This is a genomic window from uncultured Roseivirga sp., assembly GCF_963973945.1.
Classification (GTDB): Bacteria; Bacteroidota; Bacteroidia; order Cytophagales; family Cyclobacteriaceae; genus Roseivirga.
In genome coordinates this window covers 529,395-549,871 of the sequence record NZ_CAXBBV010000001.1, presented here as the reverse complement: position 1 = coordinate 549,871, position 20,477 = coordinate 529,395, and the positions used below count along the sequence as shown (strand labels likewise).

The following is a 20,477-nucleotide window of genomic DNA, read 5'->3' as shown; positions in this document are numbered from 1 at the left end:
TGCAAATCTCTAAAGATTCTTAGCCCTTTCCCAATATTTATCCATTTCCTGAAGGCTCATTTCGGCTATATTCTTTCCGTCTTTTTTCGATTCGGTTTCTAAAAACTGGAATCGCTTTATAAACTTAAGATTTGTTCGCTCCAAAGCCTCTTCTGGGTCAATATCTATAAAGCGGGAGTAATTAATTAGTGAGAAAAGCATATCGCCAAACTCTCCAGAAGCCTTTTCTTTATCAATTTTATCGGTGTCGGCAATGTTGAACTCATCTTTGAACTCTTGCATTTCCTCTTCAACCTTTTCCCAAACTTGTTCTTTCTTTTCCCAATCAAACCCAACGCCCCTTGCCTTATCTTGAATCCTTATGGCTTTTACCATGGCCGGAAGCCCCTTAGGCACTCCACCTAAAACGGAGGTGTTTCCTTTTTCCTTAAGCTTAATTTTCTCCCAGTTTTCTTTAACAGCTTGTTCATCTTTGGCCTCAAAATCACTATAAATATGAGGGTGGCGATGGATCAGTTTATCACAAATGGAGTTTATGCTATCAGCCACATCGAAAGCCTTTTGCTCATCGGCTATTTTGGAATAGAAAACTAAGTGGAGCATTACATCCCCGATTTCTTTTTTTACTTCATCGAGATTGTTTTCAAGAATAGCTTCTGAAAGCTCATAAGTTTCTTCAATGGTTAAGTGTCTAAGGCTTTCTAGCGTTTGCTTTTTATCCCAAGGGCAGTTCAGGCGTAACTCGTCCATAATGGTAAGCAGACGGTCAAAAGCTTCTAGTTTTTCTTTTCTTCGAAGGTCTTTTTGAGGTTCAAGCATGGAGATAAAGGCTTTTTGGGAAACTTACTGTCCAAAGGTAGCGTTCTACGCACAACTATCTTAAATTTGCAAAAAATTAGTCTACCATGACAACTTTATATTTGACCTTAGGACTTGTAGGATTGTTTTTCGTGTTTATGTCTGTTCGCTTGATTTTCTTAAAGAATGGAGAGTTTAAGGGTACCTGTGCTTCACAAAACCCTTTCTTAAATAAGACCGGAGCTCCTTGCGGATATTGTGGCAAAACTATACAAGCAGGCGAAAGCTGCGGAAATCCTGATAATGAGGTAGATAAAGTACTTGCTAAGTTTAAGTAGAACCCACTGCTTTTCGTATTTCAAAAGTCATTATAAAATGACAGTCATATTCTGTTTTTGCTAGCTTTGTAAATACAATCAACCCAATATATACGTGACCTTAATAAAATCTATTTCAGGAATAAGAGGAACAATTGGTGGTAAAGTAGATGAAGCACTTACACCAATAGATGTTGTTAAATTCTCTGCCGCCTTTGGTACCTGGGCAAAACAAAACTCTGATCAAAACACGATTGTAATTGGTCGTGACGCTAGACCATCAGGCGAAATGATTTCGGCCTTGGTTAGCGCTACTCTAAGAGGTTTAGGTTTGAATGTAGTAGACCTTGGCTTGTCTACCACCCCAACAGTAGAAATGGCTGTTACCGCAGAGAATGCCTGTGGAGGAATTATTCTAACCGCCAGCCATAACCCCGTACAATGGAATGCACTCAAGCTTTTAAATGCCAAAGGCGAATTTATTAGCGGTGATGATGGGAAGGCAGTACTTGAAATAGCAAAGAATGACGCTTACGAGTTTGCTCCTGTAAAGACTTTAGGAAAATACAGAACAGACGATACTTATATTCAGAAACATATTGATGCCATTCTGAAGTTGCCTTTAGTAGACGTAGAGGCAATTAAAGCAGCAAAGTTTAAAATTGCCATCGACTGCGTTAATTCCACAGGCGGAATTTCGCTTCCCCCTTTATTAAAAGCCTTGGGTGTAGCCCAAATAGAAGAACTTTATTGCGAACCTAACGGTCATTTTCCTCATAATCCTGAGCCGCTTCCAGAGCATTTAGGAGACATTACCAGAATTATGCAGAAAGGTATTTATGACCTTGGCATTGTGGTAGATCCAGATGTAGATCGTTTGGCCATGGTTTCTGAAAATGGAGATCCTTTTGGTGAAGAATATACTTTGGTGGCCGTTGCCGATTATGTGCTTTCCCAAACCAAAGGCAATACCGTGTCAAACCTTTCTTCAACCCGAGCATTGAGAGATGTAACAGAAAGAAGAGGAGGTACTTATGAAGCCGCTGCAGTAGGCGAAGTGAACGTGGTAACCAAAATGAAAGAAACAAATGCCGTAATTGGTGGTGAAGGAAATGGAGGAATCATTTATCCTGAGTTACATTACGGTAGAGATGCTCTGGTTGGCATTGCTCTTTTCTTAACGCATTTGGCAAAATATGGAAAGAAAATGTCTCAATTAAGGGCCAGCTATCCTAATTACCATATTTCTAAGAACAAGATTGATTTATCGCCAGATATCGATGTAGATAAAGTACTGGAAGGAATGCAAAAGCGCTATGCTAAGCAGCCAGTAAACACCATTGATGGAGTAAAAATAGAGTTTGACAAAGAATGGGTACATTTGCGAAAGTCGAACACTGAGCCAATTATTCGTATTTATTCGGAGTCAGAATCGCAGGCAACTGCCGAGTATTTGGCCAATAAAATTATTACAGATATTAAAGAAATCGTTTCGTCAAAATCTTGATAGAATGAAGAAGATATATTTAGACAACGCTGCTACAACACCATTGGATCCAGAGGTTTTTGAAGCCATGAAACCAATGATGCTGGAAATGTATGGTAACCCATCATCTACCCATTCTCATGGCCGAGAGGTAAGAACTAAGATAGAAAGGGCCAGAAAAACAGTAGCTGAATTGCTAAATACTACTCCATCTGAAATATTCTTTACTTCTGGTGGAACTGAGGCCGATAATACTGCCATTACTTGCAGTGTAGAAGCCTATGACTTGAAGCATCTAATCACTTCTAAAATTGAGCATAAAGCAGTTTTGCAAACAGCCGAAAAGCTTGAAGCACAAGGCAAAGTGAAACTGAGCTTTGTTGATGTAGATAGCCAAGGCCATATTGATTACGACCACCTGAATAGTCTCTTAAAGAACAATTCAAGATCAATGGTGTCGATAATGCACGCCAATAATGAAATTGGAACGCTGAATGATATTGCTAGAATTGGCGAGGTTTGTCAAGAGTACGATGCCGTTTTCCATTCCGATACGGTGCAAACCATGGGGCATTTCAAGCATGATTTGCAGGCATTGGCTTGTCACTTTATTGTTGGGGCTGGGCACAAATTCAACGGCCCAAAAGGTGTTGGCTTTTTAAGGGTGTGTAAGAGTAAAAAAATAGGTCGTTTTGTAGAAGGCGGAGGCCAAGAGCGAAACCATAGGGGCGGAACAGAAAACGTTTACGGCATTGTTGGTTTGGCCAAGGCGCTAGAAATTGCTTATCGCGATATGGAAAGTCATGCTAAGCACATTCAAGGCCTAAAAACCCGAATGATTGAAAGTTTGAAAAGTAATGTTTCGGGCATCGAGTTCAACGGAGATATCAGAGAAGGCCACAGTCTTTATACGGTTTTGAACGCAAGCTTTCCTGCGCACGAAGACAACGATATGCTGCTTTTCAATTTAGATATTAATGGAATTTCGGCTTCTGGCGGAAGTGCCTGTTCTAGTGGAGCAAATACAGGCTCACATGTGCTAACTGGAATAAAAGCGGATCCAGAAAGACAAGGCATTCGTTTTTCTTTTGGAAAATACTCTACTGCGGAAGAAGTAGACTATACCGTTGAAAAACTCGTTGAGATTCTAAACCCAGTACACGCTTAAAATTGATGAACGAACTTCGTTCCATATTACATAAAATCACAACAAGGCCAATTTATCAGTTGGCCTTGTTCACTATATTCCTTTTTGGCTGCTCTGATGAGGACATTGATATTGCTGAACTCAGGGGAACAATTGTAGAAGGCGCTACGGTAAGTCTCAGTTGTGAATACATTTTCCAAACCGATGGTGGGAGATACTTCGTTCCCACATTCTTACCTGCTCAATACAAGCAAAATGGAGCTTTGGTATTTATTAAGGGAGAAATTCTAGATGAACTTTCTGATTGTGCTAACCTAATTGGTGACGGAGCATTTATTCGAATAGAGCAAATTAGCACAGCGAATTAAAAGTTTAGGCGTTCTCAACCATTTCCTTTAACCCTTCAATCCAAGTTGGTGAGTTATTAAGGCTTGGTACTAAATCCCAAACTTCTCCGCCCGCTTCCATAAATTCCTCTTTAAACTGTCCGCCTACTTCAACAGTAGTTTCAAGGCAATCGGCAATAAAGGCGGGAGAATAGGCCAACACTTTCTTAATTCCTTTTTTCGGAAGATCTTTCAGGATTTCATCTGTATAAGGCTTGATCCAAGGATCTTTGCCCAGTCTTGATTGAAAACTAATGGTATACTGGTCTTCCGTTAACCCCAGTTTTTCAGCCAAAAGGCGCGAAGTATAAAAGCACTGTGCTCTGTAGCAATAGCGGTTTTTTTCATGAAACTTATTGCAGCAGCTGCCCAATTGACATTGATTTCCGTCAGATGCTTTTTTGATTTGGCGTTCCGGCAAGCCATGGTAACTAAAAACCACATGGTCATAATTAGTGGTTTCCATCAACTTAAGTCCGTTTTCAGCAAAAGCCTGAACAAACTTAGGATGATCCATAAACTGGTTGATATAGCTCATTGAAGGAATGACCTGCCATTTGTTTACTACATCATTTACCTCTTGCACAGCAGAGCCTGTGGAGGCCGATGCATACTGAGGGAACAGCGAAATCACAATAATTCGGCTTACGCTAGCTGCTTTTAATTCGTTTAATGCCTCTTCAATACTTGGGTTTTGATAACGCATGCCCAGAGCCACTTTGTACTCTGAACCTAAGAGCTCTTGCAAAGAATCACGAACATCATAGCCGTAAAACTTTAGTGGACTTCCCCTTTCAGCCCAAAGCTTGGCATACTCTTTTGCCGATTTTGGTGCCCTTAAGGGTGCTATAATTCCCTGAACCAAGAAAAACCTAGAAAGGAAGGGAATGTCAATAACTCTTCCGTCCATTAAAAACTGGCGTAAGTATTTGCGAACGTCTGAAGTAGATGGGCTGTCTGGGGTACCTAAGTTGATAAGTAAGACACCTATTTTTTCTTTTTGCATGGTTGGAATTTAGCCTTGATAAACCGTTTGCAAAGATATTTGTTTTAAGCTGCTAGGCCAATTGATCTTTTCAATAGACAATAAAAAAGCGCCACCTTATTCAGATAGCGCTTGATCTATATTGTTGTCCAACCGTGGTTGTAATGTTCAACTAGTAAGTTCCTCAGCTTCTAGAAATTGCGATTGAACAACGCTATTTATAGGTAGATCAATATAAAAACAAGCTTTTAAGTAATTACCCTTACCTCTGCTCTGAAAAAAAATCGCTAATTAACGATCAATACAAACAAGTAATTAGCAAGCTTGTTTTAAACTCAAACGATTCAGTTATGAAAACAGTTAAACTTCAATTTAAGAATGCCGAAGGTCTCTTGCTTTCGGCAAGGCTTGAACAACCCATAGATAAAAAGCCAGTGGCTTATGCACTTTTTGCACACTGTTTTACCTGTTCAAAAAACCTTATAGCTGTAACTAACATAAGCAGGGCACTAACCTCTAAAGGAATTGCCGTTTTGCGTTTTGACTTTACTGGCTTGGGAGAAAGCGAAGGCGACTTTGCCGACACTAATTTTTCTAGAAATATTCAGGACCTAATTGTGGCTGCGGAGTACTTGGAAGAAAATTATGAAGCTCCAAGTATTTTAGTGGGGCACTCACTGGGAGGTGCCGCGGTGCTAATGGCAGCTAGCCAATTGGACTTTGTAAAATCTGTGGTTACTATAGGCGCTCCTGCGGATACTCCTCATCTGAAAAATCTTTTTGAAAGTTCGTTGGAAGAAATTGAAGAAAATGGAAAAGCGGTGGTTTCATTGGGTGGAAGACCCTTTACCATTAAAAAGCAGTTTATAGATGATTTAGATAAAACGGAGCTTACCTCAGTAATAAGTGAACTGAGGAAACCATTGCTTATTTTTCATTCTCCTCAAGACGAAACAGTGGATATTAAGAATGCTGAAAAGATCTATGTGGCTGCTCATCATCCAAAAAGCTATGTTTCGTTAGACCGAGCAGACCATCTTCTAACCTCTAAAGAAGATTCACTCTACGTAGGCGAAACAATTGCCACTTGGGCCAAGCGCTATGTGAATTTAGAAGTGAATGAAGAAGGGTTGGAAACCACACACCAAGTGGTAGTGAGAAACGAGAAAGAAGATGGGCTACTCTCCGAAATAATGGCCAACAAGCATTACTTGATTGCTGACGAGCCAAAAGATGTGGGTGGAACAAATCTAGGGGGAACACCCTATGATTTGCTTGTTTCAGCCCTGGGGGCTTGTACGGCCATGACGATTAGACTTTACGCAAATCATAAAAAGATAGCCCTTAGTGATGTAAAAGTACACTTGACCTTTGATAAACGCCATGCAGAAGATGCAATGAATGGCTCAGCAGCTCAAATGGAGTTTATTGACAGAGAGGTTGAGTTAACTGGAGATTTGACGGAAGAGCAGCGAGAACGAATTTTACAGATTGCAGATAAATGTCCTGTACACAAAACCCTTACAAAAGGTTTAACCATTAATACGAAATTGAAAGAGCTGAAATAAAATGATTTCAGATTTAAAGTGTGGCTTGGCTTTAAACGAAAAAGGAGCCAACCTTTCGATCGACCCCTCTTTACAAAACAACCACATATTACAACTCTTGTAGATTTTTAGTTTCCTCCGTCTTTTTTAGGCTCATTTTTCTCTTTGGCCTTTTCTTTTATTTCAGCAACGCGTTTTTTTATCATCATGCGTCTGCCTATTTTTTTTCTGTCCTTTTGTGGCGAAAAACGAGCTTCATTCCTATTCGTTTTTCCCCTCACTTCAGCTCTATTTCTTTGACCTTGTACCCGAGCTCTTTGAACATTTTTTGACGACTCCTTTAACTTTGCATATTGCTCTTCAGTTAGAATTTCCTTAAGACGTTCCTCTTTTGCTTGCCTTTCAACAAAAGCATCCCTTCTCATTTCTTCCCTCAGTGCCCTCATCTTTTCCATGGTAGCCTTTCGCTCCAACTGTCCTTCTTTGAATTCTTTATCTAATGCTAGTTTTTGTTCCTCATTCAAACCAAGTTTGGCTGCAACGCGCTCAGTTTGCAATAATGTTTTATTGTTGTCTTGAGCTAACATTTGGTTGGCTGATACTCCGATCAGGCTTACCATTATGATTTTAATTATTGACCTCATTTTACTTTTCGTTTGTTATGTCCCTTGGATTAAAAAGTGACATCAAGGTTTAATGAGGTATGAAAATCTGTACTAGACTGATTTGAAAAGAAATGGTAGGGTATTAATAGAGTGCAAAAAAAATTAACAGGCAGGGGTAACCTGTACTACAATAGGTAATTAGGAAGAAATAAAGAGAGATTACTAAAGCACTTTAAAGGGAGTAGAGACTTTGATTTTGTCCCAAGCCATAATGAGTACAGGGCTTCCGTTTTCTTCAGAAAAATCAATGGTAAACTGCTCTACTACCTCCGGTAACTTTTCCACTTTAGCACTAACCCTTAACACATCATCTTCTGGAGTATAGTCAGTGCCCCAGTCATGAATTTTATTATTGAAAACGATTTGCCATTCTGTTTCACCAGGAATAGTTACCAAAGAATAGTAACCCGCTTTTAAGGTTTTGCCTGAAAAGGAAACATCTCTTGAAAGGCGAATAGTGGTAGCTTCATTGGCGCCTGTTCTCCACCATTCTCCGTAGGGAACAAGATCACCAAAAATTGCTCTTCCTTTTTTAAAAGGCCCACTGTAGGTTACTTCAATGCTTATTGCATTGTTGTTATAAGAAGCAATTTGAGCAGGGCTGTACTTTTTAGTTTGATAAAGCTGATACTGTTGTACACCAACAATACCACCAACAATGACGGCTAAAATGAGTACTGCTGTGGAAAGCTTTCTTTTCATACCAAACAAATATAGGGATTCTGATTTCTAAGACTCATAAAAAGCCTCAAGGATTATGCCGAGACTTGATAAACGGAAATTTCCTTTTTCAGCAATGCATTGCAGATGTTGAAAGCCTTTTCCATATCTTTGCCGCATGGCACAAAATGACGATAATTTGCTCAAAAAAATAGCTGGGCATGCAAAGGAATACGGTTTTATCTTTCAATCCAGTGAAATCTATGACGGCCTTTCTGCCGCTTATGACTACGGCCAAAATGGAGTGGAGTTAAAAAATAACATTAAGCAGTATTGGTGGAAAGCCATGGTGCAAATGAATGAAAACATTGTGGGCATTGACTCCTCAATTTTCATGCACCCCACTACCTGGAAAGCTTCTGGCCATGTAGATGCCTTTAATGATCCGATGATCGACAATAAGGATTCGAAAAAAAGATACCGTGCCGATGTTTTGGTTGAGGAATACCTCGATAAGATTGAGGCAAAAATCACCAAGGAAGTAGAGAAGGCTGAAAAGCGTTTTGGCGATGCTTTCGATAAGGATCAGTTTATGGCTACCAATCCTAATGTACTGAGAAATCAGGCTAAAATGGATGAAATCAGCCAACGTTTGGGCAATAGCTTAGAAACAGAAAACTTGGCCGATGTAAAAGCATTGATTGAAGAATTGGGTATTGCCGATCCAGTTTCTGGTTCTAAAAACTGGACAGACGTTCGTCAGTTCAACCTAATGTTCTCTACCGAAATGGGCTCTGTGGCTGAAGGCGCCAGTAAAATATATTTACGTCCTGAAACGGCCCAAGGAATTTTCGTCAACTTCTTGAACGTTCAGAAATCCGGTAGAATGAAGGTGCCTTTTGGTATTGCTCAAATCGGAAAGGCTTTCAGAAATGAAATTATCGCTCGTCAGTTTATTTTTAGAATGCGTGAGTTCGAACAAATGGAAATGCAGTTTTTTGTAAAACCAGGAGAAGAATTGACCTGGTACGAAAGCTGGAAAGAAAAACGAATCAAATGGCACAAAGCACTTGGTTTAGGAGAAGAAAATTACCGTTTCCACGATCATATTAACTTGGCGCACTACGCCAATGCTGCAGCTGATATTCAGTTCGATTTCCCAATGGGTTTTAAAGAACTGGAAGGAATTCACTCTAGAACCGACTTCGATTTAAAAGCACACGAAGAATATTCTGGAAAGAAACTTCAATTCTTCGATGCAGCAGAAAACGAATCATTTGTGCCCTATGTAGTAGAAACATCCATTGGTTTGGATAGAATGTTTTTGGCGGTATTAAGTGCAGCCTATACAGAAGAAACCTTAGCGGATGGTAGTGAAAGAACAGTGTTGAAGATACCTGCAGCTTTAGCGCCTTATCAAGTGGCCATATTGCCATTGCTTAAAAAGGAAGATTCAGGATTGCCACAAAAAGCAAGAGAGGTGTTGGCAGAACTTCAGTTTGATTTCAACTGCCAATACGATGAAAAAGATGCCATTGGTAAACGCTACAGAAGGCAAGATGCGATTGGAACACCATATTGTGTGACTATTGACCACCAAACTTTAGAAGACAATACCGTTACAATTCGTGATAGAGATGATTTAAGTCAAATCAGAATCTCTGTGGAAGAGTTGAGGGCAAAACTCACCGAGGTTACTTCAATCAATAACCTACTTAGAAAGCTGTAAGCGTAATTCCTTTACTGGCTGAGTTTATTGCGGCCTGATTTTCACTTGGATATCCATTCTGAAAATCAGGCCGTTTTTGTTATGCCCTCAATAGTAGCATTTTAGAGGATCGGTTATGTACTGTTTGAAATAAAACCTATATTTCTTCCACCACAAAACACACTAGAATGAAACATCTCAATTTTTTCAAGGCCATTTGCTTTTCTATGGCCTTCCTTTTTATTTCTGTAAGCAGCTTTGCGCAGCGTAATAAAAAAGAACCAGTCAAGGCCGAGGTTAATGACCCATTAAAAGGAATTTCTCTTGGTACACTAAAATTTAGAAGCGTTGGCCCTGCACTTACTTCAGGTAGAATTGCCGACATAGCGGTAAACCCTTCAAATCATAGCGAATTTTATGTGGGGGCAGCAGCTGGCGGTGTATGGAAGACCACCAATGCGGGCACCACTTTTACGCCAATTTTCGATGGACAAGGCTCTTATTCTATTGGAGCAGTAGAAATTGACCCGAATAACCATAGTGTAGTTTGGGTAGGTACTGGCGAGAACAACAACCAGCGTTCTGTTTCTTATGGCGATGGTATTTATAAATCAGAAGATGGTGGCAGCTCATGGAAAAACATGGGTTTGAAAAACTCAGAGCATATTGGAATGATCGCCATTGACCCAAGAAACTCAGAGGTAGTTTATGTAGCCGCTTATGGCCCAGTATGGAGTGCAGGCGGAGATCGTGGCCTTTATAAAACCACAGATGGTGGTGACAACTGGCAGAAAGTTTTAGAAATCAGTGAGCACACAGGAGTAAACGAAGTTCACTTCGACCCACGAAATCCGGATATACTCTATGCCACAGCCCACCAAAGACGAAGAAGACAATGGACTTATTTAGGTGGAGGCCCAGAGTCTGGCATTTACAGATCGATGGATGCAGGTAAATCTTGGGAAAAAATTAACCGTGGTTTGCCAGGTGGCGACAAAGGCCGAATTGGTATGGCCATTTCTCCAGCCGACCCAGAAGTTTTATATGCCGTAGTTGAAGCGCAAAGTGGTCAAGGTGGCTTTTTCAAAAGTACTAACAGAGGAGCCTCTTGGCAGAAAATGAGTAGCACTTCTTCTAGCGGAAATTACTATCAAGAAATTGTGGCCGACCCTGTGCACGTAGGGCGTGTTTACCTTTTAGATACCTTCACTCAGATTACAGAAGACGGTGGAAAGACATTTTCTGGCTTAGGTGAAAAAAGCAAGCACTGGGACAACCACGCCCTGTGGATTGACCCGAACAATACAGATCACTTATTGCAAGGCTGCGATGGTGGTGTTTACGAATCGTTCGATAGAGGCCAAAACTGGAAGTTCTTTAGCAATTTACCAGTTACTCAATTCTATAAAGTTTCTGTAGATAATGAGTACCCTTTCTATAACATCATGGGCGGAACTCAAGATAACTACAGCTTGCACGGCCCTTCACAGACGCTAAGTCGTCATGGCATTGTAAGTTCCGATTGGATTGTAACCCAAGGGGGTGATGGTTTCGAATCAGTTCCAGACCCTCAAGATCCTAACATTGTTTACTCTCAGTCGCAAAATGGCGGAATCGTTCGTTTCGATAGAAAAAGTGGCGAATCTGTAAGCATTCAGCCTAAACCAAGAAAGGACGAAAGACAGTATAACTTTAACTGGGATTCTCCTTTGATGATCAGCCCACACGATCATAAAACAGTATATTTTGGTGGGAATAAGCTATTTAAAAGTACAGATCGAGGCGACTCTTGGGAAGTAATAAGCGGTGAGCTTGACCAAGATATTGACAGAAACTTATTACCAATTATGGGCAAAATTTGGCCTATGGATGCCGTTGCTAAAAACGGTTCTACCTCACGATATGGTGCTGCGGTTTCTCTGGATGAATCACGTTTGCAAGAAGGATTACTTTATGCAGGTACTGACGATGGTCAAATCAATATTACCGAAGATGGCGGAAAGAACTGGAGAAAAATCAATCGCTTTGGTGGAGTTCCAGAAAACACTTATGTGTATGATTTAATCGCTTCGAAGCATGATGTAAATACGGTTTACGCAGCTTTCAACAACCATAAAAGTGGCGATTTCAACCCTTATGTATACAAGAGTAACGATAAGGGAAGAACCTGGTCGAGCATTTCTTCAAACTTGCCGAAGGGCGCTGTTTATGCCTTAGAACAAGACCATGTTAATGCGAATATTTTATTTGCTGGAACTGAATATGGAGTTTTTGTTTCGATGAATGAAGGTGGAAGCTGGACCAAATTATCTGCGGGGTTGCCTGCCGCAGTGAATGTACGTGATATTGCCATTCAAGAAAGAGAGAACGATTTGGTACTGGGTACTTTCGGAAGAGGCTTTTACGTGTTAGACAATTATGCCCCACTTCGCGAAATGACACAAGACCTGCTGGCCAAGGACGGTCATATTTTCAAAATTAAAGATGGTTTGATGTATAATACTTGGCAGCCACTTGGCAGCTTGGGTAGTGCAGATAAGGGTTTTCAGGGCGAAATGTTCTATTCGGCAGATAATCCAACTAGAGGAGCAACTTTTACTTATTATGTGAAAGAGGGCGTGAGCTCTTTGAAAGCAGAAAGGTCGAAAAGAGATGCAGAAGCCTTTAAAAATGGAAAAGCTATTCCTTACCCAACTTTAGAAGAGCTAAAAGCCGAAGAGAGTGAGCTTCCTTCATTCTTAATTTTCACCATAAAAGATCAAACAGGCGATATTGTAAGTGAGCTGAGAAGCCCATTAAGAAAAGGTATTAGTGAAATTACATGGGACATGACATATGCGGGTTTCGGTCCAGTAAATGAAAGACAAGCTTCGGTAACCAGTAGCTTACCTTCTTCTAATGTTTATGTAGTTCCGGGCAGTTATACCGTCAGCTTATCACAGAATATTAAAGGTGAAATCAGTGAGTTAACTGGTCCAGTGAGCTTTAAAGTGAAAGACATCGATAATAAAACCATTCCGGCAGCTGATTGGTTGGCCATGGCAAATTTCAAAAAGAAGGCGATGGCCTTAATGCAGGCAGTTAATTCAACGCGCTCGGTACTGGGAGAAATGAATGGAAAAATCGCTAGTTATAAAGCAGCAGCTAAGGGTTTTCCTGCCAGAGAAAGCAATGAGCTTATGAAGGAAATTATGGTTTTGGAGAACAAGGTAAAAGCCCTCAATATCGAACTGAATGGTGATTCTGATTACAATCAACTAGATATGGATGGCGAGTATGCTACAGGCCAGCGAGCGCAAAATGCGGTTTATGATATTTTTGGGTCAACCTCTAATGTAACGGGTACAGCCATTACTAACTATGATATCGCGGCCGATGAGTTTGCTCCAATTTTGCCAAAAGTGAAATCACTTGTAAGTGAGTTTACCAGAATGGATGGAAAGCTAGATCAATTAGGAGCGCCACTTACATCAGGTAGACTCCCTAACTGGAAAAAACAATAGACAATTCTTATTAGGGGTCATACTTAATATGACCCCTATACTATATTTCATATATTTGGTTGTTCTAATTTTTTAGAGCAAACTCCTTAACCTCACACCCTCTCCATTTTCATTTGTTTTTGAGATGGCTTTCTATACTGTAGCCGAAATCTAAATTTGACCTCATGGTTTTGAGGCCTTAAAAGTTTGCTTCTAATTTTTAATCTATGGAATTAAAATGCTTATTTCTATATGTGAACAACCTTAATTATACTATGAAAGTATTTTTGCTCATAATTTGATTTTATACGCTTGTTGAAAATATAATGTCCACTATAACAATATTTCATATTTTCACGTGTCGTTCTATTTGACCAATTTGAGGCTAGCTATTACCATACTATTCACACTAATTACAAGCCCTGCGTTTTCTCAGGACTTAGTGACTGTGGCCAGCACTTTTTTGAATGACAATAAGTATATAGAAGCTAAGGAGACAATAGATGAAGTTTTCGAAAAACCTGATGGAGATAAAAGTGCTCGAGCTTGGTATACGAAAGGTCGTATTTACCACGAAATCTTAAAAAGCGATGCTCCTGAGTTTAATAAGTTTAAATCGAACCTTAAGGATTTTACTGGTGAGGTAGCATTATGTTATAACAAAACAAAAGCATTAACAGACCCTGGAAACAATCTTTTTCGTCTTGCAAACAATCAATTAGAAATTCTTTGGACAGATGGAATTAACAAGGGCTACAAAGACTACCAAGAACTAAAGTTTGAATCGGCAATTAAGTATTTTGAAATGTCGCAGGCCGTTAAGCCGCAAGATACCACTGCTTATTTGTATGCTGGGTTGAGTGCCCAGAATGCCCAGAACTACAAACAAGCGATTGATTATTACTTGGCAATGAAGTCTTTTACTAGGCTGAGTAAACTTGTTTATAATCGACTGATTATTTGTAAACAAGCCATGAATGCCCCACTTGAAGAAAGGCTTGATATGATTGAAGAAGCCCTTTTTGAATACCCAGATCACCTACCATACATTGCCGAGGAGGTAAGGGCTTTGATTAAGCTGAATAAATTTGTGGAGGCCGAATCTAGACTAAACACGGTTCTAAAGAGATCTCCAAATAATTTTGAACTGAGATTAAGGCGGGCCGATCTCTTTGATCGGATTTTTAAAGAAGCTTTTTCAAATGGGCTGCCCGAACGCTCTGAGAAATACTTCGAAATGGCATCTGAAGATTATGAAATCTACCTAAACACTTACCCACAGGATTTTACGGCCAATTATAATTATGCAGTAATGATTAATGAGCAGGCCAATCGAGTGTATGATAGAGTGAACTTGATGAGTGAAGATGAGTACGTAATTAGCGGAAAAAATACGGAAGAAATAGGCCATAACTGGACACGGAAGGCATTGCCTTATATGGAAATGTGTAGAAAAATTAAACCAGATGACCCAGGGACGATTAGGGCATTAAAGGTTTTTTACGAACGCCTTAAAATGACCGATAAACTTGCTGAGCTGAACGGAAAGGGATAATTAAGAATGATTAACGTTGTTATAGCTTCTCAAAACCCAGTAAAAATTAAATGCACAGAGCTGGCATTTACAGAAGTATTCAAAAATGAATCAATTGCCTTTACGGGAATAAGCGTTCCCTCCAATGTGTCGGATCAACCAATGACCGATTCAGAAACCCTTGAAGGAGCGAGAAATAGAGCTAAGAATGCAAAGCTTGCCAGTTCCAAAGCAGATTACTGGGTAGGAATAGAAGGAGGAATTGCAGAAACAGAAGAAGGAGAAATGCTCGCATTTGCATGGATTAGTATCATTTCTAGACATAGACAAGGAGAAGCAAGAACAGCCACTTTTACATTACCACCAAAAATTTCGGAGCTCATTCATCAAGGAATAGAATTGGGAGTGGCAGACGATTTGGTGTTTAAGCGATCTAACTCAAAGCAGTCTAACGGTGCGGTAGGCATTCTTACACATGACCTGATTGACAGAGCGGAATATTATAGGCCGGCCATAATATTGGCGCTTATTCCTTTCATTAATCCCCAACTTTACTGACAGAACTCCAAAGTAAAAGGCCCTATCTATTACAGACAAGGCCTTTTACTATCTCTAAATCTAATACCGCTTATTTAAACTCTTTCGGTTTTCTAGGCATTTTAGCATCCATGTTAGCAGTTTGCATTACCAAAGCGGCAATAATTACTGCGTTCTTTTTCAAGTCAACCTCTTCTAAAGCCTCAAACACATCCATATTGGTATGGTGAGTTCTTGTGCTATAAGCGATTGGGTCTTGAATAAACTGGAAACCAGGTAAGCCAATACCGTCAAACGCAAGGTGGTCAGTACCTCCTGTGTTGTTAACTGTAATAGTGCTTGCTCCTATATCATGGAAAGGCTTGAACCATTCTTCGAAAAGGCCTTTAGTAGCTTCGTTACCTTGTAGGTAAATTCCTCTAATAGCACCAGTTCCGTTGTCCATGTTATAATAAGCTGAGAAGTTTTGGTGAGCACTGTTCGGCTTTTTATCAGTCATGAAAGTATTTTGAGCATAGTTTCTTGATCCGAAAATACCTTGCTCTTCACCACTCCAAAGACCAATTCTTACTGTTCTTTTTAGTTTTACACCTGAGGTTTTTAAGATTCTCATGGCTTCCATCATAACTGCAGAACCAGCAGCGTTATCAGTAGCACCCGTTCCAGCAAACCAAGAATCAAGGTGAGCACCAATCATAACCACTTCATTTTTCAACTTGGCATCTGAGCCTTGAATTTCACCCAATACATTGTATCCTTTGGTGTCATTCTTTAAGAAGCGAGTTTTGGTTTCTGCTTCAATCATTACTTTTTCGCCTTTCTGAAGCAAACGAACCATTCTGTTATAATGCTCAGGAGCCATTTCCATTTCTGGAAGGGCGCTGTCATCATTTCTAGATCCGTTTGAAGTGAAGAAAGTACCTTGTCCGCCTCCACGGCTAGTGTTCAAGATCATTGAAACACCTTCTTCTTTCAACATAGTATAGGCTGCTCTTCTTAGGTTAGAAGCTCTACGGAATTCAGACATTCTACTTGCGCTGAAGTTTCCTCCTCCTCCGCCACCTCTTACAGTAACTTTGGTGAGTCCTTCTAAATCTTCCTCAGTATGTCTACGTGCATCGGCTTCATAACCGTTTTCAGCATTAATTGTAGTTGGCATTAATACCACTTTACCTTTTAGGTTGCCTTTGTATTTGGCTAAATCTTCCTCAGAATTTACTTCAACATAAACTACTTCTGCGGTAATTTCTTTTCCAGTACCAGGAGTCCATGCTTTTGGAATTGCAATCATGGCTTGGTAGTAAGGAACAGTCATGGCAATGTAGTTTTTGTCTACTTCCCATCCTGGACCGAAATCGCCCCATGCTTCAACCTTAACATTGGTTAAACCCCAGTCTTTATACATTTGAGACGTCCAGTCGTAAGCCTTTTTCAAGCCTTCAGAACCAGTAAGTCTTGGGCCAATTCTGTCTGTTAAATTCCAAGCAATGTCCATTACTTGGCTGTTGTTGAATCCTTCGTCTTTGATTTTGTAGATTGATTCATAATCTACTTGGGTGTTCTGAGCTAGTGCTTGCAGCCCTAAAAATAGAAACCCTAATACTGCTGATATCCTCATTTTTTAAGTTTTTAATTGGGTAGGAAGGTAGCCAATCGCAGTTTTAAAATCTTTCGAAAATATACTGGTGGACAATAATGTGTTCAATCGGGTTATTTACCCGTCATATTGTTAATCTGAGCCATAAATGAATTTAAAGCTTCATTCCAATTTTCTTTAGCATCCCACTCACTTCCTAAGTAAGCAATATTGGTTCGGGTATCGCGTAAAAAGAACTTTACTAAAACTCCTTTCTTGTTTTCTTCACGCTTTTCGAAGGGTAAAAAAGTGTAAACATTTTGGGCGTTGGCCTCAATATAGTGAAGCACATAATCTACTCTAGCGCGTCTTAAATCCGCATCCGTTTTGTTCTCTACGTTTATGATTTGAAATAGGGTGGAGTCTTTTGCTGCCAAAGCTGTAAATGCACTCATTCTGTTAGTGAGCTCATTTTTATACGAAGTGGCCGATAGAATGGCTTCTATGTTTAAGGCTTGTGGACCTGGTTGAGAAAAAGGGTTGGTATTGATTGTAGGAATGGCAATTTTCTTTCCTTCAAAATCTTTTGGTAAAGTAACATACGCTTGCTTAAAGCCAGAAACGGTAGGCTCAAAAAACTCTGCTGAATTACTCAGAAGTAGGTTTTCTTTTGGAAATGCATCGCTTTTTAGCCTTGTAGTCAATTCGCTAAAAACAGTTTTTAAATCACTCGTTCTTCTTACCCAAAATGTAGCTCCTTTATCGTAGAAATGATTTTTACCATTAAATGGCCCCATTCCTAATATAAAGTCATTCTCGGGGTTAAGAACGGTAAGGAAGATGAGATTTTTAATATCACGCTTTAGAATAAAATCTGGAATTTGTTCCTGCATTCCGCTTACCGAGCTAAAACTGTTCGTTTGAAAATACGCAGAGGCATCAATCCCTACTTCGGCAAAAAACATTTGTAACTCATCCGCTATTTTTAACCTTTCCTCCACCAACATGCCCTTTGGTACATCCATTAGCACAATTGATTTAGTACTTAGAATATCTTGAGGTGGATCATATGCTTCGTTCATATGAAGCAGTTCAAATAGAGAAGCATTCGTACCCTGAGCATTCAGTGGTGAAACGCTAAGTAAAAGCAGGAAAAGAAAATTATATATTATGACCTTCAAAACTTACTATTCAATTCACTAAGTTTAACATGAAAAGAGCCGAAATATTGAATGTTCGATTCATTTTCGTTCGAACTTAACCAAATAAAAATGAAAAAGCATATCCTCAACCTTGCCCTTATTGTCTTATTTGTTGGTGCGCCAATTAGCGCCTATTCCCAAAATGATTTGGATACCGAATTTATGCTGGAAGATTTGAGAAAACTTTCTCACGATGCCGCTGAAGGTAGAAAGACAGGAACCAAGGGAGCTGAGGCAGCCCGCCAGTTTATTATTAAACAAATGGATGCCGTAAACCCAAAAAGCTTAGTGAAAGGCTACCGCCATCCATTTACATTTATTAGCCGAGGCGACACCGTAAAAGGCGAAAACATCATTAGTTATATTAAAGGAGAGTCTGATTCTGCTTTTATAATTACTGCACATTATGACCACGTTGGGGTAATTAATGGCGAAGTATTTAATGGTGCAGACGATAACGCATCTGGAGTAGCGGCCATGCTTGCCATGATGGAGTACTTTAAAAGCAATAAACCAAGACACACCTTAGTTTTTGCCGCTTTAGACGGTGAAGAAATGGGGCTTCAAGGAGCCAAGGCCATTTTCAATGACCCAACCATTCCTATCGATAATATTATACTGAACATTAATATGGATATGATCAGTATCAATGATAAAAATGAGCTTTATGTAGCAGGAACACACTTCTACCCTAAATTCAAATCCATTTTAGAGAAGGTAGAGGTGCCACCTTTGAAATTACTTTTTGGTCATGATTCTCCAGATTTGGGTAAAGACGATTGGACCATGCAGTCCGATCATGGGGTTTTTCATAAGAACAATATTCCCTTCCTCTATTTTGGAGTAGAAGATCACGAACACTACCATAAAGGTTCTGATGAATTTGAGAATGTGAACAAAGCCTTCTATATCAAAGCGGCTCATGCAGTACTTTATTCCATTATCGAACTAGATAAAAACCTAAACTAAGTCAATGATCAGTCAGCTTATTTCGCACATTTGGAAAAAGGAATTTCGTTCGCCCGTTTGGGCAAAGAGCTTACTGACTAACATTTTCTTGGGCTTTGCTGCCCTAATGATGCTGGGCTATGTATTGATTGCAGGTGTGGCCATGGACAAGCTGGTGAGGGAGTTTTTTCCAGACAATGACCCGCTAGTATTCATCAACGGCTTTATTCTTTACTATTTTCTGGTTGAGTTTATGCTCAGGTTCTTTTTACAGAACGTGCCTGTTTTAGAAATTCAACCTTACCTGCATTTACCTATTAAAAAGGGTAAGATCATCCATTTTATGTTCAGAAAGAGCCTTTTCAGCGCTTTCAACCTTTTGGCTGTTTTGCTTTTTCTACCATTTTCGCTGATGCGCGTTGGTGCCGATTATGGTGCTGTAAGTGCATTGGGTTGGTTGGCTTCAATTGTAGGTCTTTCCATTACGCTGCATTTTGTGGTCATCCTCTTTAAAAAGAAGATGAACGATATACCCAATCTCTTCATTGGTCTGATTGTTTTTCTAGCGGCTCTTGCAGCACTCGATTACTTCAATGTTGTTTCATTCTCAAGTTTATCCTCTGCTGTTTTTGGTTTTATTGTAGAAGAGCCAGCCTTGGGCGCTATTCCTGTAGTATTGGCCTTTGTGTTTTACAGGCTCAACTACAGCTTTTTGGTAAAGAATACCTACCCAGAAGAGTTGGCCATAAGGAAGAAAGAAAAGGTTACTGGAGATTTCGGTTTCTTAAAACAATACGGAAGAATTGGTGAGCTAATTCAGCTTGAATTAAAATTGATTTTACGACACAAACGCCCAAGAAACACATTGATCATGAGCGGTTTTTTGTTGCTCTATGGTCTCTTTTTTTATACTAACGATGCCTACCAAGAAATGCAGTTTATCTTCATGTTTGCGGGGGTATTTATTACAGGAATTTTCTTTATCAATCATGGGCAGTTTTTACTGAGTTGGGAAAGTGGCTACTTCGATTTTATCCTGACCAGAAGGGTCAGTTTCAGACAATTTATAGAATCAAAATACTGGTTGTTTGTGGCTACTTCCACTATCGCGTTTGTGGTGTCGCTGGCCTATGGTTATTTCGGTTGGAAAATAGTTTTGATCAACCTTGCTGCTTATCTGTTTAACATTGGTTTAAATGTATTTGCTGTAATGCGGTTGGCCATGTTCAACCCCAAAAAGATTGATTTGAATAAAGGAGCTGCCTTTAATTATGAAGGAGTGGGCGCTGCACAATTCCTCATTATGATTCCCATGATGATTTTGCCTTACATACTTTACGCTCCATTTTTAATACTCGGTTACGAAAATTTAGGGCTGTTTCTAACAGGTTTGGCGGGCCTTATTGGCTTCCTGTTCCGCGATAAAATGCTGAATGCCCTTACCCAATTTTTCATTAGCCGAAGACATAAGTTTGCTGCCAGTTTTAGATCCCAATAAA

General features: G+C 39.8%; 17 protein-coding genes. 11 read left to right on the top strand and 6 right to left on the bottom strand.

Annotation, left to right across the window (positions count from 1 at the left end):
* Positions 1–9: 9 nt before the first annotated feature.
* The gene (gene mazG / locus AAC026_RS02495) at positions 10–819 is read right to left on the bottom strand and encodes a nucleoside triphosphate pyrophosphohydrolase (protein ID WP_339606175.1); all 810 of its coding nucleotides are present in this window, start codon (positions 817–819) and stop codon (positions 10–12) included.
* A gap of 86 nt (positions 820–905) precedes the next feature.
* Between mazG and AAC026_RS02490 the strand changes: the two genes are divergently transcribed.
* The 4 genes from AAC026_RS02490 to AAC026_RS02475 all read left to right on the top strand — a co-directional run bounded on the left by AAC026_RS02490 (position 906) and on the right by AAC026_RS02475 (position 4,116).
* Complete coding sequence (locus tag AAC026_RS02490; RefSeq protein ID WP_339606174.1) at positions 906–1,136, top strand: hypothetical protein; 231 nt, start codon at positions 906–908, stop codon at positions 1,134–1,136.
* Positions 1,137–1,230: 94 nt separating this feature from the next.
* Positions 1,231–2,622, top strand: coding sequence for a phosphoglucosamine mutase (gene glmM, locus AAC026_RS02485; protein WP_339694807.1), 1,392 nt, complete (start codon positions 1,231–1,233; stop codon positions 2,620–2,622).
* 4 nt (positions 2,623–2,626) lie between these two features.
* Positions 2,627–3,769, top strand: coding sequence for a cysteine desulfurase family protein (locus tag AAC026_RS02480; protein ID WP_339694806.1), 1,143 nt, complete (start codon positions 2,627–2,629; stop codon positions 3,767–3,769).
* A 5-nt stretch (positions 3,770–3,774) separates the two neighbouring features.
* On the top strand, positions 3,775–4,116 hold the full coding sequence (locus AAC026_RS02475) for a hypothetical protein (RefSeq protein WP_339694805.1): 342 nt from the start codon (positions 3,775–3,777) through the stop codon (positions 4,114–4,116).
* Positions 4,117–4,120: 4 nt separating this feature from the next.
* Here AAC026_RS02475 and hemH read toward each other — a convergent pair whose 3' ends face one another.
* On the bottom strand, positions 4,121–5,140 hold the full coding sequence (gene hemH, locus AAC026_RS02470) for a ferrochelatase (protein WP_339694803.1): 1,020 nt from the start codon (positions 5,138–5,140) through the stop codon (positions 4,121–4,123).
* A 329-nt stretch (positions 5,141–5,469) separates the two neighbouring features.
* Here hemH and AAC026_RS02465 point away from each other — a divergent pair, with 329 nt between their 5' ends.
* Positions 5,470–6,687 (top strand): bifunctional alpha/beta hydrolase/OsmC family protein, encoded by a 1,218-nt coding sequence (locus tag AAC026_RS02465; protein ID WP_339694801.1) that lies wholly within the window; start codon positions 5,470–5,472, stop codon positions 6,685–6,687.
* A gap of 107 nt (positions 6,688–6,794) precedes the next feature.
* Here the strand turns inward: AAC026_RS02465 and AAC026_RS02460 are convergent, their stop codons facing one another.
* Positions 6,795–7,310, bottom strand: a complete 516-nt coding sequence (locus tag AAC026_RS02460) for a hypothetical protein (RefSeq protein ID WP_339694800.1) — start codon at positions 7,308–7,310, stop codon at positions 6,795–6,797.
* Between the two features lie 183 nt (positions 7,311–7,493).
* Positions 7,494–8,033 (bottom strand): DUF2911 domain-containing protein, encoded by a 540-nt coding sequence (locus AAC026_RS02455; RefSeq protein ID WP_339606167.1) that lies wholly within the window; start codon positions 8,031–8,033, stop codon positions 7,494–7,496.
* A gap of 136 nt (positions 8,034–8,169) precedes the next feature.
* On the opposite strand from AAC026_RS02455, the gene AAC026_RS02450 reads away from it, so the two are divergent.
* The 4 genes from AAC026_RS02450 to yjjX all read left to right on the top strand — a co-directional run bounded on the left by AAC026_RS02450 (position 8,170) and on the right by yjjX (position 15,273).
* Positions 8,170–9,720, top strand: coding sequence for a glycine--tRNA ligase (locus tag AAC026_RS02450; protein ID WP_339694799.1), 1,551 nt, complete (start codon positions 8,170–8,172; stop codon positions 9,718–9,720).
* 167 nt (positions 9,721–9,887) lie between these two features.
* Positions 9,888–13,202 carry a glycosyl hydrolase gene (locus AAC026_RS02445; protein WP_339694797.1) on the top strand — a complete coding sequence of 1,105 codons (3,315 nt, stop codon included), beginning with the start codon at positions 9,888–9,890 and terminating at the stop codon, positions 13,200–13,202.
* 358 nt (positions 13,203–13,560) lie between these two features.
* On the top strand, positions 13,561–14,736 hold the full coding sequence (locus tag AAC026_RS02440) for a hypothetical protein (RefSeq protein WP_339694795.1): 1,176 nt from the start codon (positions 13,561–13,563) through the stop codon (positions 14,734–14,736).
* A gap of 6 nt (positions 14,737–14,742) precedes the next feature.
* Positions 14,743–15,273 (top strand): inosine/xanthosine triphosphatase, encoded by a 531-nt coding sequence (gene yjjX, locus AAC026_RS02435; RefSeq protein ID WP_339694794.1) that lies wholly within the window; start codon positions 14,743–14,745, stop codon positions 15,271–15,273.
* Positions 15,274–15,343: 70 nt separating this feature from the next.
* On the opposite strand, the gene AAC026_RS02430 is transcribed toward yjjX, so the two are convergent.
* The gene (locus AAC026_RS02430; protein WP_339606162.1) at positions 15,344–16,870 is read right to left on the bottom strand and encodes a M20/M25/M40 family metallo-hydrolase; all 1,527 of its coding nucleotides are present in this window, start codon (positions 16,868–16,870) and stop codon (positions 15,344–15,346) included.
* 92 nt (positions 16,871–16,962) lie between these two features.
* Entirely contained in the window at positions 16,963–17,910 is a 948-nt protein-coding gene (locus tag AAC026_RS02425) for a hypothetical protein (protein WP_339694792.1), read from the bottom strand.
* A gap of 189 nt (positions 17,911–18,099) precedes the next feature.
* On the opposite strand from AAC026_RS02425, the gene AAC026_RS02420 reads away from it, so the two are divergent.
* Together AAC026_RS02420 and AAC026_RS02415 are read left to right on the top strand one after the other, a co-directional pair.
* A complete protein-coding gene (locus AAC026_RS02420) occupies positions 18,100–18,999 on the top strand; it encodes a M28 family peptidase (protein ID WP_339606160.1) in 900 nt (299 codons plus the stop codon).
* A 4-nt stretch (positions 19,000–19,003) separates the two neighbouring features.
* Positions 19,004–20,476 (top strand): DUF5687 family protein, encoded by a 1,473-nt coding sequence (locus AAC026_RS02415; protein ID WP_339694791.1) that lies wholly within the window; start codon positions 19,004–19,006, stop codon positions 20,474–20,476.
* Position 20,477 lies beyond the last annotated feature (1 nt).

Coding starts and splice junctions, on each gene's coding strand:
- AAC026_RS02475 (WP_339694805.1), top strand. CDS start 3,775: ATGAACGAACTTCGTTCCATATTACATAAAATCACAACAAGGCCAATT.
- AAC026_RS02460 (WP_339694800.1), bottom strand. CDS start 7,310: ATGAGGTCAATAATTAAAATCATAATGGTAAGCCTGATCGGAGTATCA.
- mazG (WP_339606175.1), bottom strand. CDS start 819: ATGCTTGAACCTCAAAAAGACCTTCGAAGAAAAGAAAAACTAGAAGCT.
- AAC026_RS02430 (WP_339606162.1), bottom strand. CDS start 16,870: ATGAGGATATCAGCAGTATTAGGGTTTCTATTTTTAGGGCTGCAAGCA.
- AAC026_RS02450 (WP_339694799.1), top strand. CDS start 8,170: ATGGCACAAAATGACGATAATTTGCTCAAAAAAATAGCTGGGCATGCA.
- AAC026_RS02445 (WP_339694797.1), top strand. CDS start 9,888: ATGAAACATCTCAATTTTTTCAAGGCCATTTGCTTTTCTATGGCCTTC.
- AAC026_RS02420 (WP_339606160.1), top strand. CDS start 18,100: ATGAAAAAGCATATCCTCAACCTTGCCCTTATTGTCTTATTTGTTGGT.
- AAC026_RS02480 (WP_339694806.1), top strand. CDS start 2,627: ATGAAGAAGATATATTTAGACAACGCTGCTACAACACCATTGGATCCA.
- AAC026_RS02415 (WP_339694791.1), top strand. CDS start 19,004: ATGATCAGTCAGCTTATTTCGCACATTTGGAAAAAGGAATTTCGTTCG.
- hemH (WP_339694803.1), bottom strand. CDS start 5,140: ATGCAAAAAGAAAAAATAGGTGTCTTACTTATCAACTTAGGTACCCCA.
- AAC026_RS02465 (WP_339694801.1), top strand. CDS start 5,470: ATGAAAACAGTTAAACTTCAATTTAAGAATGCCGAAGGTCTCTTGCTT.
- AAC026_RS02490 (WP_339606174.1), top strand. CDS start 906: ATGACAACTTTATATTTGACCTTAGGACTTGTAGGATTGTTTTTCGTG.
- yjjX (WP_339694794.1), top strand. CDS start 14,743: ATGATTAACGTTGTTATAGCTTCTCAAAACCCAGTAAAAATTAAATGC.
- AAC026_RS02425 (WP_339694792.1), bottom strand. CDS start 17,910: ATGAACGAAGCATATGATCCACCTCAAGATATTCTAAGTACTAAATCA.
- AAC026_RS02455 (WP_339606167.1), bottom strand. CDS start 8,033: ATGAAAAGAAAGCTTTCCACAGCAGTACTCATTTTAGCCGTCATTGTT.